Here is a 14787-nt window from a genome sequence, read left to right as displayed (position 1 = left end):
ACATTCAAATTGATCTTTAACCTTGAAAATATGATTCAAATTCTTCTTTGCTTGCATTCATTACAAAATCTATAATAGATAAGTTTGGTATGAATGGTTCAATTGGTTGAGTGTATACTGGACTTTCTGATTTTATAAATGTCACTTTCATATTTTCTTGTTCAAAACAATTTATGTCTAAATAATTTAACGCTCCGTGACCACTTAAATAAACTGTTGCTGATAGCTTTTTACATAGCGCTAAAACAAGATTACCTTTTTTCTCAGCAACGCCCAATTCTGAAGCCTGTAAGATTTCCGTTCTAATATTTAAAACATCTAAAAAATATCTTATTAGTTTCATATTAATATCATTTAAATTTTCATAACTTTGGTTGTAAATTTCACACAAAGCGTCTTTATGCTGTTTCCAGTTTGGAGATTTCGAGTAACTCTGTTCAATCATTTTCCAATTTTTTAATATATCTTTATTCGAAACGACTTTTTTTTCATTTATAGCCTCATCAAGCTTATTATTAACTGGCAATGTAATCCAAAATTCCCCATTTTTATTTCTGATTTTATTTCGATTTTGAACACCATTTTTTTGAAATTGAACATTATCTAAAATAACAAACGTATCGGAAAATGCAATTTTTTTAAAGTATGCAGCCCAGGGTAAATATTGACTTTGATGAATTGATACAATTTTATCCTTCATTTTTACTTGATAACACCTCATATGCTTCTCTTAAAGAATCCACCATAAAAAATGCATCCCCTTTACCTTTACCTAATAACACTAAATTCTTTACTTTCTCTGTAAGTATTTCGACGCTTTCTTTCATATTATTTACTATCTCTGGCGTAAAAATAGGGAATCCTTTTTCAATTGAGCAAACACTAGAATTTACCACTTCATATGTTTTATCTATTATACCCATTGTTATTAGCTCATTTAGAATACAATCCGATGAAATTTGATTGTTTACCTGTGTCAGGACCTCTACCGTGCAATTGAAAATATTTTGTTTGACTAACGACTCTGTAAGGTTAGGATATAAAGTGATTCGATACGAATGTAATTTATTATCAAAACAATATATATAATGTTCTTTAACTTTAAACTGCTTATTAAAATTAAAGTTATATAATCGCATCTCTCTAAATTCAAGCGGCGTAAACTTAGTGAAAGGCGTTTCAATATCTCTCAATAAAAATTGGTTTGGTATAGTCCAAACGACCTTTTCAGGTGAAAAAACTTCTCCATTGTCTAACATAATGCTAGTGATATACTCTCTATCATATTTTATCTCTTGAATTGTCGTACCGATTTTAACATTTATACCTTCTTCTCTAGCTTTCTTCTCTAAGGTGTCAATCCATTTTTTAATTCCTTTATTATTCTTAGGGTAATATTTTAAGTTTGACGATGCCCCTATTTCATAAGTTGGAAATGCACATTTACTATCAATCAGCTCAGACTTTTTTAATTCCTTTGTTAAATTAACATCCCCAACTACTAAGCGTTTAATATCAAATATTTTAAAAGCATTAATATGTAACTGCTCCGTTGATTTATTAAGTAACTTATGCATTATTGGCTCATATACTTCTTTACTAAAAATATCACCATAAACAGCAGTTAAGTACTGTTTTAAATTTTCATATTCACTGTTAGCGTGTCCACCGTTTAAGAAGTCAACTATTCCTTCTGTATATATACTTCGAGGTAAGCTTAATAAATTTGGAAATCCTGTTTTATCATTATAGATACCATTAAAATAATTCCCCACTTTTAGTTGTTCAAAAATTTCCCATTCACGTTCAGGCATATAATCAAAAACAATACTATCAATTTCTGGAATATTTGTTTGACAAGGTATATGTGTACCATAATCATAAGAAATTGCCGAATGATCTTGATAAGATGTTAATAATCCACCGAGTCTTTCTTCTTTTTCTATTAGTACAACATCCCTATAAAAACCCTTCAAATAAATGGCAGAGAAAATCCCGACAATTCCGCCACCTACAACTACTGCTTGTTGTTTCATATTTCCCCCTAACTAACAGAACTAGCAATATTGATAATAGTCTGTTCTAAAACAGTTGTGTTTTGTAAATTAGCCTTCGGACATTTTTTATACATCTGTAATTTATGTATTGGCTGCCAAATCGGCCGGCTCATAACACCATGCTCATTTAAAAATGCAAGTACCTCGTCACGATCCAATGTTTCATCTAAAATAATTGTCTGTAGCCAATAATTACTGTCACTATGTGTAGGCTGTTTAAATAATTTCACACCATTTAAACCCTTTAAAAGCTCATCATATTTTGATGTTAGCTGCTTTTTTTGTATTAAAAATTCATCCATTTTCTCTAACTGTGCACAACCAAGTGCTGCATTAATATTTGGCATTCGATAATTATAGCCGATTTCATCATGTACATATTCCCATTTATGTGGTACCTTGGCTGTTGTCGTTAAATGCTTTGCATATTCTGCGAGAGCAATATCATCGGTTAGAATAGCACCACCACCACCAGTAGTAATAATTTTATTTCCATTAAAGCTCATCGCATTAACTTTACCAAAAGTACCTGTGTGTTTCCCTTTATAATAAGTGCCTAGCGACTCAGCTGCATCTTCCACTAGTACTAAATGATATTTTTTTGCTAAAGCCACAAGTTCATCTAAATGAACAGCATGTCCAAATGTATGCATTGGAATAAGCGCTTTTATTCGACGATTTGTCTGTTTATTAAAAAGTTCACCATTTCGCACTTCTGCAATTTCCTGCAAATATACTGCAAGTTTAAATGGATCAACACCTAATGTTTCTTCATGTACATCTATAAAATGTGGAACAGCCTGACAATAGCTCACTGCATTCGCTGTAGCAATAAAAGTAAGCGATGGCATCAGCACTTCATCATTTGCCTCCACCCCCGCCACTTTTAATGCAATATGTAGAGCTGCCGTACCATTTACAACCGCTACAGCACGCTTCACTCCAACGAACTTTGCTAAATCCTCTTCAAATCTAGTTACATAAGCACCTACAGAAGAAACCCAACCTGTTTCGACACAGTCAGTAATATATTCTACTTCTTTTTTGTTGAATGTCGGCTCATGTAATGGAATAAAATCTTTTCCGTACATTTCTTTCACACGTTCTGCAAATTGTATCCATTGTTCATTCATATATTATAAACATCTGCCTTATATTGAGATAAGTTTTGGGGATTTGTAAACCATTCTATTGTCTCTTCTAAACCTTTGCGGAAACCTTCTTTTCCACCGTATGTAGGCTCCCAACCTAATAGTTCTTTCGCCTTTTTATTCTCAGCCCAGAGACGCTCTACTTCACTCTTTTCAGGTCGTAAACGTTGCTCATCTGTTTCAATTGTTAAGTTGACACCCATGATATCAGCAATCATTTTTGCTGTTTCACCTATCGAAACTTCATAATTTGAGCCAACATTAATGACTTCTCCAATTGATTGTTCTGAGTTCATAACAGAAATGAAGCCCTGTACAGTATCCTTTACATAATTGAAATCACGAGTTGGACTAATAGCGCCTAATTTAATTGTGTTTTTCCCACTAGCTAATTGACTTATAATCGTTGGAATCACGGCACGAGCTGATTGACGTGGACCATATGTATTAAATGGACGAATAATTGAAACCGGTGTGTCAAATGAACGGTAAAAAGATAGAGCCATTTGATCCGCACCAATTTTTGAAGCTGAATATGGCGATTGTCCTTGTAAGGGATGCTCCTCATCTATCGGTACATATAAAGCTGTTCCATATACTTCGCTTGTAGAAGTATGTACCACCTTCTCTATACCCAATTCCCTTGCCGCTTGGACGATATTTAATGTCCCATTAATATTCGTATCAATGTATGTTGCTGGAGAATGGTAGGAATATGGAATGGCAATAAGTGCAGCTAAGTTCAACACATGTGTACAGTCTCTCATTGCTTCTTTTACGCCAAATGGATCACGAATGTCACCAGTAAATACATCTAGCTGGGACTTAATTTCTTGAGAGATATTATCTAGCCATCCCCAAGAATTAAATGAGTTATAATAACAAAATGCACGAACTTCATAACCTTCTCGGATTAATTGTTCAGTTAAATGAGAACCAATAAACCCATCAGCTCCAGTTACTAAAATTTTCAATACCGCACCCTCTTTTAATTATATATTTTTCACATAGTGAGCAAATTACCCTTGAAATTTTTTCACCAGAATTTCAAATTCTTTTTTATCAATTAAAGGGACGTTGTATATTTTAGCCCCTTTTTTTGCCGTATTATAGACTTTGGCCTTAGTTATTTTCATTTTATTATTGTACCAGAATTGAAAGGATTGTAAGGAAGGTGTAGTGAAAATATTACTTCCATCATTAGCTTTAACTGTTCTTAAAGATGTATTGCTATCAATTTCACTTATCGAAGGTGATAACCTTGCATGTGTTTTATTTCCTATAAAACCTAAATCTTGCCCAAATAACACTATCGTTTCATAACCTAGAAACTGCAGTAAACTAAAGCAAGTTGTCCCCACAGACCCACCGGTTTCAATTAAAGGTAGTCCATATTCTTTAGCATGCTGTTTTGCTAAAGAGTAGTCCTTTTGGAAAATAATCTTTTTATTCCCCTTATAATTTGCAACCGTTTTATAATTTGCTGTGCTTAGATAATACAGTTCCCCTTCAAATGAGACGCCTTCAAATTGGATTTTTGTAATTTCATTTGCATCTGTTAAAACGATTCCTTTTGGTTTAATTTGATTCATTAATAATACTTTTAAAGCTGCGCCTACTACATAAATATCTATCTTTGATTCTAACCCTTTTATCCATTCTACGGTTTCATTCAAAGATGGACCTGCTGCTACTAAACAACTGATTTTAGTTTTATTTTCTTCAAATTGAACAATTGAATGATCATTTCTTAAAAGGTTTTCATGAAAGTTTTCTTCCATAATAGCACCATATTTTTTAAAAGATAACAGATTCATCTTGGCATACTCTAAACCTTGGTGTAATGGATGATTAACTCCAAGCGCTTTAACTACCTGGTTTGGAAGGAGAAGCTGAACATCTGTTTTAAAATTTATTTTTTCAAAATCGAATATAAAAGAAACTTTTTCATTAACCCACCAATCATTATTAATATTATAAGCTTTAAACAGATCAAATTCCGCTTGATTAAAACAATAAACATAAATATGCTTTTTAAATCCTTTATTTACCAAACAATGTAAATGATAACCTAAACCTACACCAATTAATAAATAACTATCAGCCTTCCGAACTTCTGCTTCTACCCATCTAGCTACTCCCTCTCTAGGATTATATTTACTATAGAGATAATGCTTATTCATTAATAAAGTTTTCTCTCCATTTTTAGCTTGCTCAATTTGCCATATTATTTCACTAGTCATTCGTATAACTCTCACTTATTTCTTCAAAAAATGGTACAATTTCATATTCAAATAAATCTCCTACCAATACAAAATCTTGCCTTTGTAATCCATCATTAATTTCCACTAAATATTGCTGTATTTTTTTAATATTTAACTGTTCATGAATCCCTGCTTCCTTCAATATTTCATTAGCTTTAATTAGCCACATAACACCTTCTGAAAACTCTTGGATTCCTAACATCGATTTATGGATATCATCTTCTCTTAAATAATTCGAAATAATAGTACACCCCTTAGGTAGCCTTGTTATATATTCATTATAAGTTAATAGTACTTCGTTCATTTCCATTTTAATCCTCCTAAAACTCAAGTTGTATTTTATTAACAATTTTTCCGGCGGCATCTTTAAATGTTTCGAAAATAATTATCAGTTCTTTATTTATATCAAAATTAAATGAATCCGTTACACTTTCTGACCGCTCTACCTCTATTCTTGCTTTTAGAAAGGATAATTTATCCTCAGTAATAAAAAAAGGATATTTACTTTTAAAAGAAGATATTTTGTCAGTTACACTTCTTATTAATTGACCTTGTGGATTTGTATTTTCTTCAAATCTATTTGTTTGTAACAACACTAAATCTTCTAAAATCGTTTCGCATTGATTTATTAAATTGGTAAAATAAATATTCAAGAGATCTTTTGATACTTTATAACTTTTCTCTACGAGATTCAAATCTTCCTTAAGTGTATTACTTGAAAACTTTTCTAGATATGTTTTAAAAGGAATATTACACATATCAGAAATTAAAACGCCCCCCTCTGTACAATTATAAATAGATTTAGGGTTAGGCAATAACTCAACTAATTTTTCAAAATCTTGTTTCATTCCTAAAAATAAAGAATTGGTTAAAACCTTACCACCATAATAATCTTCAACAAATGAATAATTTTCAGGCAGTTTCTCAAGGTTTATTTCTTTGTATCCTTTATTATTCTCTTCATGACTTTTATTATTTGTAAAAGCTAAATCTTGGCCAATAAGAGCTATTGGACCATCTGAAATATAGCGAGCAAACGATAAACTAAAGTGTGCTACAGTACCTCCACCTTTTAAAATTGGAAATTCAACACTCATATTTAATTCATTTTTAATAATCCTATTTAACTGCTTTTCCGATTCTAAGAGAAATAAATATCCAGAACCACTAAATTCATTTCGAATTTCATGGTGATTTGTAAAACAATAAACTAACTTTGTCTTGGCTAATTTCAATTGACTATAGTGTTCCCTATTTATCTCAGTTCCATCAATAGAAACAACATAATCCGGGTAAATATTCTGCTTCAATAATGAATTAATTGTAGAACCCGCGGCTATTAGGAGAACTGATTCCCTTGTTTCTTTTAACAATTGAAGTTGTTTCGCTAAAGATGGCCCTCCAGAAGCAATAACAATTGGTTTACTAACACTTTTTTTTAGACAATCAATACTTTGATCTCTTAATAAGTTCAACATATTATTTAATATATTTTCAATCCATATATTTGTATGTTTATTTACTGTTGCAATATCTCCTATTGTTCGATATTGTAGTTGCTGAACTTGCCTTACAACTTCTAAAAGTATTTCTGGGATTATGTTTTTATAATTAATAGAGGGTATAACAATATATTCGGTTTGATATTTTCTTTGTTCTACGCTTCTCAAAAAATATCCCAGATCATTAATAAACTTACAATCAAAAAAAATAACTTGTTTGGACATTTTATGTTCAGTTTTCACATTGATTTTTCCATTTGAAATTAGAGGATCGATTACAATTAAAATTTCATTATGTCGAAATAGATTCAATAATGAGTCAACTATATAGCCTAGACCATAACCAACAAGGACATGCGTTGCCTTTGGTACATAATTCTTTCGGGCAAATTTTTCTGCTTCACTAAGTGGATTGTATTTACTATGTAACAAATATTCATTTACTATTACAGATGGTATACCATATTTCGTTTCAATTTTTTTTATTTCATAGCACATTTTATGCCCTCCTAAGTTATAAGGAAATAATATCCTTTCTTTTTTCTACAAAACATTTAATTCTCCCCTTCATATAAAGTTTTTCATAAGAATTTATATATAAATTAAATCTATTGGTAATTTGAAAACTATAATACTACCTTTATAATTTATGTAAATTTAATTAGCCAAACTAAACCCATTTTGTAAACATCGCTTATTATTCTTACAAGACACCTATATTATAATCAATAAATATAGTAGTTTTTAGTTTTTTATTTCTCCCTCTAAAAAAACTCACATACTCAAATTGAGTATGTGAGTTTTACTATTAATGAATTATCCTAATAATTGTAATACACCTTGTGGCTGTTGGTTAGCTTGTGCTAGCATAGATTGTGCAGCTTGCATTAAGATGTTGTTCTTAGTGAAGCCCATCATCTCTTTAGCCATATCTGTATCACGGATACGTGATTCAGATGCAGTTAAGTTTTCTGATGTTGCACCTAAGTTATTAATTGTATGCTCTAAACGGTTTTGAGTAGCCCCTAGTAAAGAACGACCTTTAGAAACACTTTCTAATTCTGTATTAATAGTAGTTACTAATGCTGTAGCAGTAGCATGGTCAGCAACGTCTGTTGCACTTAATGCACCAACGTTTGTTTCAACGTCAGATAAATCGATTCCTTTAGTAGCAAAGTCCACTGACATACTTTGACCACTATTTGCACCTACTTGTAGGTTTACACTTCCTGCTGATGCATCAAGTAACTTCTTCGTATTAAACTCTGTCGTATCTTTAATACGTGTAATTTCTTTCCCTAATTCAGCTAATTCATCACCAATCGCATCACGGTCTGCAGTTACGTTTGTATCATTAGAAGCTTGTACTGCTAATTCACGCATACGTTGTAAGATTGAGTGTACTTCATTTAACGCACCCTCAGTTGTTTGAATTAGAGATACACCGTCTTGCGCGTTTTTAGTTGCCATCTCTAAACCACGGATTTGTCCACGCATTTTTTCTGAAATTGAAAGACCTGCTGCATCATCGCCAGCACGGTTAATTTTGTAACCAGAAGATAACTTCTCAAGGTTTTTAGACGCTTGATCGTTGTTGAAACCTAGGTTACGGTGTGTGTTTAAAGCAGAAATGTTATGTTGAATTCTCATTTGGAATTCCTCCTTGAATTGTTTTTATATGACCCACATCCTTGTGGGAAAGCTTGGCATCGGCTAGTACCTCTGCCTTACATAATATATATCGTAACTAGTTTGAAATGTTTAATAGTTTTTATATAAATTATTTAATATTTTTTAAAGAAGTATCATTTGGACAAAACTTGTAAGTGAAAAAGACCGAAAAAGCCTCAACATAGAAAAATATATTACTCCCACAATAAGACTTACATTTATTTTTTCAATTTAAATTGCTTCAACATATCAATTGAACTAGCCATAGCCTCTTTATTCTGCTGTTGAATCGCTTCAAATACTTCAGAACGATGAACCTTAACAGACTTTGGAGCCACAATCCCCAACTTTACTTGGTCTCCATCAACAGAAATAACTTTCACTTCAATTTGATCGCCAATCATAATTGTTTCGCCTTTTTTTCGTGTTAAGACTAGCATTTATTTTTCACTTCCTTTTGAAGAAATGGCGATTTGGTAACGTAATGGGTATTTCTCGCTATCCTGTAGGACAATTTGTTTGCCTAGCTTTTGTTTCGTATTGATGATAATTGGGGCAAGTAAATTAATTGTAGAATCCGTAAAATTCTTTTTTAATGTGACGACCGTATATGTTGCGACTTCACTTTCTTCCATTAGCTGTAACTGTTCCTTATCTTCCTCGCTTAAATCAAAGGCATAATCGGATTTAAAGGCGAATGGATATCCTACAACAAATCCGATTTGCTCGTCTTCAGTTGATTGCAATAGGGCAATCGGTAAATTGGCATCTAATCCTAAAAGGATGTATTTCGTATATTCTGGAAAGCCGGGTAAACCATTTTCAAATGTAATTATTTCTGATAAATCTATTTCTACTTCGCCTAAAAATTTTGTTTGAATGTTCATGTTTTTTGCTCCTTTAGCCGATGACATCTATTTGTACATCTGGTCTTACAATCATTTTTCCACTTACATTTCCATAAGTGAAGTCCATTTGCGGCTTGTTTACTTTCACGTCAATTTCTGGTTTATTTTGCTCAATGTTAACATCTGTAGTCCCCGGTATTATATTCACTTTCACCGACCCTATTGATGGAATGAATTTAATATTGTAGGGACCCGAACGTTGTGGACCGTGATTTTGTTTTGCTATATTTTGAATGGTTGCACGCCCCTGCTCTTTTCCGGCACTTTGCATCAACTGCTCGCCTTCGCGAACCCGTTTTGAAATGCCTTTCAACATTTCCTGATTTCCTTTTTGTGCATACTCTTTAATCAGCTCATGATTAGGCTTTAACCCTAAATCACGCCACAATTGATCCATGTTAATATCCAACTTCGCATTTGTCGTATTAATTTCAACTGTTGCCGCAGGTTGTGAGATCTGTAAATTGGCTTTGGGTTGCTTAATTTGTTGGAACGGCTTTGTAATTGTATAATCCATCTGTATATCTGTTGTCGAGATTTGAATTTGTGGGATTCGCATTTTAAATATCTCCCTTCTGTTCAATAAAAGCGCTTGGAACATGTCCAAACGCTTTATAGTATATTCACTAACGGATGAATTCTTTTTTTAATCCGTTTGCCCCTTTCGCTTCGCTTTCGGTGCAGAACACTAGTAGATTTCATCTAACGGATGAAATCTTTTTAAAATCGTTTGCACCTGTCGCTTCGCTTTCGGTGCAGAACACTAGTAGATTTCATCTAACGGATGAAATCTTTTTAAAATCGTTTGCACCTGTCGCTTCGCTTTCGGTGCAGAACACTAGTAGATTTCATCTAACGGATGAAATCTTTTTAAAATCGTTTGCACCTGTCGCTTCGCTTTCGGTGCAGAACACTAGTAGATTTCATCTAACGGATGAAATCTACTAGTGTTTGCTGAATAATCTTTGCCCCTACTGATAGTGATGCTTGGTGAATTGATTCGGCAGTTGTCATTTCTGTAATAGCTTTTGCATAATCTGTATCTTCATTTTGGGATAATTGTTTTGTGATATTTACTTCACTTATTGACAATCGATTTTCCATCAGTTCCGCTCGGTTTTGTCTTGCACCGATGATAGCCCGTTGTTCAAGAACGACATTTGTTTGTCCTTGAATATCCCCCAATAAATCGCCAATTTCTTGACCTGTTGAGGCTGGGTTATTTAATGCATCTGATACACTTTGCATCATATCATCTATACCTTTGAATAAACCTACTCCCGGTGTATTGACTTGCATTGTAATTCCATCGAATACATTGATTTCTACTGATTTATTTAAACCCGTTCCAGCAGACATAACATTTGATGTAGAGTCCGGAAAGAGGGGAGAACTTGTATTAGTCCCTGAAAAAATATAATTCTCACCAATTTTTGTATTCGCTAAATCACGCATTTGCTGTTGAATTTGTTCGATTTCCACTTGGATTTTTTGACGTTCATCTGCAGTATTCGAATCATTTGCAGCCTGTGTTACTAGTTCCTGTACACGGTGTAAAGCATTCCCCACCTGATCTAATGCTTCATCTGATGAATCCAGCCAATTATGCGCTGTATTCATATTACGTTGAAATTGCTCAATTTTATCTATATCTACACGATAACCCATTCCTTTTACCGCTATTACCGGGTCATCAGATGGACGATTTATAACTTTTCCAGAATTTATTTGCTCTTGCAATTTACTCATTTTGCCATAGCTTGTATTTAGGTTACGAAGCATATTGCTGGACAACATTGATTGTGTAACACGCATTTATATTGCCTTCTTCCTAATTGTTTAATTTAGAATGTATATTATAAACCTACGCGGCCCATGCCATTAATTATTTTATCTAATGTTTCATCAATTACGGTAATCATACGTGCGTTCGCATTGTATGCTTGCTGGAATGTAATCATATTTGTCATTTCTTCATCCAATGATACAGAATTATGGGACGCACGGTTATTTTCAATTTGTAGACGTAATGTCGTCGAATTATATTCCATCGTTATTGCTTGTTGACCTTTTACCCCTAATTCACCAATTAATGATTTGTAGAACGATTGGAATGTACCGCCCTGCAGATTCCCTTGTACTGCAGATTGTAATTTAGACAAGGCCAACATGTTTTTATTGTTCCCTTCCTCGGATTTAAACAATAATAAACCTGTAACCGGGTCAGTTGCTTGAGTATTTGTAGCCGGATCAATTATTGGTTCCAAATCACCCGCTGCTGCAATTTTTTTAGGGTCTGTTATAGCTACTGTTATATCTCTTGCATTTGTACCACTGAAAAAGTTCTCTCCTTGCAGACCATTTAGATCTACACCTTTTCCGTGAATTGAATTGAACTCAGTTATAAACTCTTTAGCCAAACTATCAATTTTATTTAACATGTCCGGATAAATACCAACTACTTCACCAGCTGGATTTTCATAACCATAGGCATCAATCAGCGCTGCTAATTTACCTTTGCTTGATTCAAGTCCGTTATGGTTTATATTGTTAGTTACTGTAATCAGTTTTGGGACATAGGCCGGATCATTTGGATCATCAGAAATGGCCGGATCATTTTTATCGTAAGCCGGGTTAGGGATTAGTGCACTGGTCATAGTAATATGGCTAAATGCTGAAAACTCTCCTGTTTGAGTGTTGTCTACATCACCATCAATTTTTTTATATATTTGGTTACCATTTGCATCTAGCATAGGCGTACCATCAGCATTCAATTCTTTACCAACAGCAGACAAGTTCCCTGCTTCTTTGCCACGAACTAAATCAATTGAATTACCATTTGTATCTTTAAAAGTAATCGTCATGCTTCCTTCAGCGATTTCCAATGCATTACCGCCGGACTTTTCAAAAGAAATTGAGACAGGAATAATATCATTTAACTGATCTACTAAAACGTCACGCGCATCATATAAATCATTTGGCATATATCCATTAGGTTCAACCGCTTGGATTTGCTTGTTCAGGTCAGCAATTTGTTTCAATAAACTGTTTACTTTATCTGTAATAACGTTAATTTCATTTCCAAGATTCCCTTGGATTTGCTTTAATTGTGTATCCATATAGTTAAATGATTCCGCCAATGACTCTCCTTTCGAAATCATTACCTGACGAGCGGCGGTATCTTTAGGATTGGTGATAACATCTTCCATTGACTTCCAAAATTCAGTGAACGCCTGGTTAATCCCATACTCTGAAGGCTCTGACATCACATCTTCCATCTGTGAAATCGATTTAGTTGTCGATTGCCAGTATCCTAACTTATTTGTTTCTTGGCGGTATTGACGGTCTACGAATTCATCGCGGATACGTTGCACTGAATGTGCCTGTACCCCAGTTCCGATATGCCCCGCCGATTTGCCTGTATTTAAACCCGGACTCGGAAATCCTGGTGTTGTTTCCATATTAACTCGTTGACGTGAATAGCCATCTGTATTGGCATTTGAAATATTATGTCCTGTTGTATACAGTGCTGATTGCTGTGTAAAAAGACCGCGCTTGCTTGCTTCAAGTCCCATAAATGTTGAACGCATTGCAGGACCTCCCTTTTAGTATGTTATTTCTGTTTAGTATTAATAAAAAAATCACATGTAGAGCCTCCGCAGCATGCGGAAGCTTACATGCGATTAGGCTTTAAATTCATTGAAAGAACGTTTTGCAACTTCTGCATTCCCGCGTATTTGCGCACCGGAATAATTGAACTGCTCTGTTTGCTGCGGGCGCATTGCATCCAGTGTAATGTTAATAAACTGCAGTGAGTTCATAACCAGCTTCTGATTCAAATCATTTTGCATCTTTAATTGGTTGAGCAACTCAACTAAACGTTCCCGTACATTAACCAGGCTTTGAGTAGATTCGCTGTTTTCAGCGGCCGTTATCACATCGGCAACAGACGGAGTGTCAGTGAGAGCAATTCCTTTTGCTCGGAGGTAATCCGTTACCATCGCCTGACGCTGTTGCTCAATTGTGTTAATCGCCGCTACATGTGACTGCTCATTTTTGATGAGCTGATCAAGCTTTTCCATATCACCTTGCTTAATGTATTCCGTTTTGGCAAGCGCTAGTTCCAGTAGACTTTTATGCATTTTCTCTAGCTTTTCCAGCGTGACGACAATATTGGCAATTGACATGTATTAAGCGCTCCCTTGCTCATAAATTTTCTGTGATTAGCCTTTGAAGAATTTCAGCATATCATCAGCAACCTGATTTGCATCTACTTTATAATTTCCTGAATCGATGTCTTCTTTGATTTTCTTCACACGTTCTGCACGTTCAGTTGCATAAGTCGAATTTGCCTGCATTTCTTTTGCTTTTGTTGAAATTTCGATCTGGTCTGCAAATGTTTTTTGAGTTTCCTCTGTTTTTACAGGTCGTGCTTGCTTATTGTAATTATTGATCGCTTGTATACCTATTGGATTAATCTTCATATTTATAGACCTCCTCTTAAAATCATTTTTGCCTCGATTCGGCTTTACGTCCACACGATGTGGATCAGTCAACCGTTGTCGCACGACGCGGCGATTTTAGGTTAACTTCAAATAACCGAACCTTCGACTTCCGCGCGGGGCTTAAACTTCTATCAGCTAATAAAGTTAAAAGCTTCGTCTATATTTTATTTCGACTGCTTTTACCAATTGTTTATGCTTCAGTACAAAAAACTGGACTTATGTAGTATATTATTATGCTCATTTTACTGAAAATAAAAACGAAGTCCTATTTAAACGACTCCGTTTTAGACAATTATTTTTTCTCAGAAAGATATGTTCCACGTTCACGACGTTCAATATCATCACGAAACTCTTTTGCAGCATCAAAAGTTCGCAACTCTGATTTTAATTCATTTTGACACTTTTCACATAACTTACCTGAATTTGTAATCCTTCCACAGTTATCGCATGGATATCCGAGGTTCGGAAACATCGCCGGGTGCAGACGTCCTTTTCGTACCCATCTATAAAGCAAATCACGCTCAACTCCTGTCGCCTCTACAATACGGTCAACATTTGCTGCACGGTTTTCACGCTTACGAAGGAAACGATATACTTCCTGATACAAATCCTCTTCTTTTTGTGCACAGTTATGGCAAACTTCCCTCAAGCCAGTGTAGTTAAAAAAAGCATTACATTCCGGGCAATTTCTTAATTCAGCCATTTTGAGCCCTCCTTCTTCGTACAATC

Annotated in this window: 16 protein-coding genes; all 16 read right to left on the bottom strand. The window is 34.2% G+C overall.

What is annotated here, in order from left to right; genetic code table 11:
* Positions 1–16 precede the first annotated feature (16 nt).
* The 16 genes from MKY71_RS03525 to MKY71_RS03450 all read right to left on the bottom strand — a co-directional run bounded on the left by MKY71_RS03525 (position 17) and on the right by MKY71_RS03450 (position 14761).
* Positions 17–700 (bottom strand): WbqC family protein, encoded by a 684-nt coding sequence (locus tag MKY71_RS03525; RefSeq protein WP_340731628.1) that lies wholly within the window; start codon positions 698–700, stop codon positions 17–19.
* On the bottom strand, positions 690–2036 hold the full coding sequence (locus MKY71_RS03520; protein WP_340731627.1) for an NAD(P)-binding protein: 1347 nt from the start codon (positions 2034–2036) through the stop codon (positions 690–692). The genes MKY71_RS03525 and MKY71_RS03520 overlap by 11 nt, the downstream gene beginning before the upstream one ends.
* Positions 2037–2044: 8 nt before the next feature.
* Positions 2045–3190, bottom strand: coding sequence for a LegC family aminotransferase (locus tag MKY71_RS03515; protein WP_340731626.1), 1146 nt, complete (start codon positions 3188–3190; stop codon positions 2045–2047).
* On the bottom strand, positions 3187–4182 hold the full coding sequence (locus tag MKY71_RS03510; protein ID WP_340731625.1) for an NAD-dependent 4,6-dehydratase LegB: 996 nt from the start codon (positions 4180–4182) through the stop codon (positions 3187–3189). The genes MKY71_RS03515 and MKY71_RS03510 overlap by 4 nt, the downstream gene beginning before the upstream one ends.
* A gap of 45 nt (positions 4183–4227) precedes the next feature.
* On the bottom strand, positions 4228–5451 hold the full coding sequence (locus MKY71_RS03505) for a motility associated factor glycosyltransferase family protein (RefSeq protein WP_340731624.1): 1224 nt from the start codon (positions 5449–5451) through the stop codon (positions 4228–4230).
* Complete coding sequence (locus tag MKY71_RS03500) at positions 5444–5782, bottom strand: hypothetical protein (RefSeq protein ID WP_340731623.1); 339 nt, start codon at positions 5780–5782, stop codon at positions 5444–5446. Before MKY71_RS03500 ends, MKY71_RS03505 begins: the two co-directional genes overlap by 8 nt.
* A gap of 10 nt (positions 5783–5792) precedes the next feature.
* Entirely contained in the window at positions 5793–7472 is a 1680-nt protein-coding gene (locus MKY71_RS03495; RefSeq protein ID WP_340731622.1) for a motility associated factor glycosyltransferase family protein, read from the bottom strand.
* Between the two features lie 318 nt (positions 7473–7790).
* Positions 7791–8624 (bottom strand): flagellin N-terminal helical domain-containing protein, encoded by an 834-nt coding sequence (locus tag MKY71_RS03490; RefSeq protein WP_340731621.1) that lies wholly within the window; start codon positions 8622–8624, stop codon positions 7791–7793.
* Between the two features lie 239 nt (positions 8625–8863).
* Positions 8864–9085, bottom strand: coding sequence for a carbon storage regulator CsrA (gene csrA, locus MKY71_RS03485; protein WP_191698674.1), 222 nt, complete (start codon positions 9083–9085; stop codon positions 8864–8866).
* On the bottom strand, positions 9086–9532 hold the full coding sequence (gene fliW / locus MKY71_RS03480; RefSeq protein ID WP_340731620.1) for a flagellar assembly protein FliW: 447 nt from the start codon (positions 9530–9532) through the stop codon (positions 9086–9088).
* Between the two features lie 13 nt (positions 9533–9545).
* Positions 9546–10112: a DUF6470 family protein gene (locus tag MKY71_RS03475; RefSeq protein WP_340731619.1), complete on the bottom strand. Its 567-nt coding sequence runs from the start codon at positions 10110–10112 to the stop codon at positions 9546–9548.
* A 368-nt stretch (positions 10113–10480) separates the two neighbouring features.
* Complete coding sequence (flgL, locus tag MKY71_RS03470) at positions 10481–11368, bottom strand: flagellar hook-associated protein FlgL (RefSeq protein ID WP_339197722.1); 888 nt, start codon at positions 11366–11368, stop codon at positions 10481–10483.
* Between the two features lie 41 nt (positions 11369–11409).
* Entirely contained in the window at positions 11410–13143 is a 1734-nt protein-coding gene (flgK, locus tag MKY71_RS03465; protein ID WP_340731618.1) for a flagellar hook-associated protein FlgK, read from the bottom strand.
* A 93-nt stretch (positions 13144–13236) separates the two neighbouring features.
* Positions 13237–13740 (bottom strand): flagellar protein FlgN, encoded by a 504-nt coding sequence (locus tag MKY71_RS03460; protein WP_340731617.1) that lies wholly within the window; start codon positions 13738–13740, stop codon positions 13237–13239.
* A 36-nt stretch (positions 13741–13776) separates the two neighbouring features.
* Positions 13777–14037: a flagellar biosynthesis anti-sigma factor FlgM gene (gene flgM, locus MKY71_RS03455; protein WP_339175261.1), complete on the bottom strand. Its 261-nt coding sequence runs from the start codon at positions 14035–14037 to the stop codon at positions 13777–13779.
* Between the two features lie 313 nt (positions 14038–14350).
* Complete coding sequence (locus MKY71_RS03450) at positions 14351–14761, bottom strand: TIGR03826 family flagellar region protein (protein WP_340731616.1); 411 nt, start codon at positions 14759–14761, stop codon at positions 14351–14353.
* Positions 14762–14787 lie beyond the last annotated feature (26 nt).

It is taken from the genome of Solibacillus sp. FSL W7-1324 (assembly GCF_038008025.1).
Lineage (GTDB): Bacteria > Bacillota > Bacilli > Bacillales_A > Planococcaceae > Solibacillus.
The sequence above is the reverse complement of the archived record's forward strand: the minus strand, read 5'-3'. Positions and strand labels throughout refer to the sequence as shown.